Annotated in this window: 1 protein-coding gene and 2 pseudogenes; 1 reads left to right on the forward strand and 2 read right to left on the reverse strand. The window is 57.5% G+C overall.

The features are described 5' to 3' along the window. Positions 1-312: hypothetical protein (locus ACOCD2_RS22100; protein ID WP_419626130.1), on the reverse strand; the 312-nt coding region annotated here is incomplete at its 3' end. Here ACOCD2_RS22100 and ACOCD2_RS22105 point away from each other — a divergent pair. Continuing rightward, positions 214-485 (forward strand): annotated as a pseudogene (locus ACOCD2_RS22105) (IS66 family transposase); the annotation flags it as partial. The gene ACOCD2_RS22100 and the pseudogene ACOCD2_RS22105 overlap by 99 nt on opposite strands. 53 nt (positions 486-538) lie before the next feature. On the opposite strand, the pseudogene ACOCD2_RS22110 reads toward ACOCD2_RS22105, so the two are convergent. Continuing rightward, positions 539-841 (reverse strand): annotated as a pseudogene (locus ACOCD2_RS22110) (transposase domain-containing protein); the annotation flags it as partial. Between the last annotated feature and the right edge of the window lie 124 nt (positions 842-965).

The raw sequence follows: 965 nt of genomic DNA on the forward strand, positions 1-965 counted from the left end.
TCTGGGCTGAATGGGGCTGACCAAAGTATGGATCTCGGCGCCCGGTGCATAGGTGAGCCCCCATGGCGGCAAAGAATAGGGACCAGAAGGCGACCGCGCTGAATGCTCGCGCCTTGTCGTGTCGCCATTGGCGGGCCGCAGGCGATCGGCGACGATGAACAGGGCTGACAAACTGATGACCGACGACAGCAGGTGGATTCCGAACAGTGTACGCGCAAATTCGAGTCCGATGTCCTGCGCGTCATGACGATTGAGAGCGCTCCTTTCACCAACGACCAGGGTGAGAACGATCTGCGCATGACCAAAGTGCAACAGAAAATCTCCGGTTGCTTCCGCTCGATGGAAGGGGCAAAGATCTTCTGTCGGGTTCGAGTTGCCTGTCGACGTGTAGCAAGCGTGGCTTGTCAGCTACGCAGGCGTTGAGGCTGCTGTTTCAGGGCATGAACCCGGATTGTATGGAAGTAGATGAGGCCCAATGTCGGTGATCGCGGCAGAATAGACTGAACAGTTACGCAGTTTCTTTGTAAGCGCCAAACAATCAGCCCTCTTGCATCTTTTTGAGAGGCGTTTTCCAGGGTAGAAGCGCTTCGATGTCTTCAACTGTACTGGCCCCACCGATATGCCGCAGCACATGGTAGAGGTAGGCAAAGGGCTCCAGCCCGTTGGCCTTGGCCGTCTCAATCAGGCTGTAGATGGTGGCGCTGGCTTTTGCGCCACGTGGCGTATCGGCAAAGAGCCAGTTCCGGCGTCCCACCGCAAAGGGTCGGATGGCGTTTTCCGCCAGGGCGTTGCTGATATTCAGTCGTCCATCGGCAAGGTAACCGATGAGCAGTTCCCACTGGTTCATGACGCCCGAACAGGTCGATCTTTCCGGGCTGGTGCTTTCCCATTACCGCCTGACCCCCCAGCAGACGAAATGGGAAGTCCGGGAAGAAGGTAGCCCCCTGAAGCCCATCGGCGGTGAT

The organism is Thiolapillus sp., from assembly GCF_048562965.1.
GTDB classification, from domain to species: Bacteria; Pseudomonadota; Gammaproteobacteria; order Chromatiales; family Chromatiaceae; genus Thiolapillus; species Thiolapillus brandeum_A.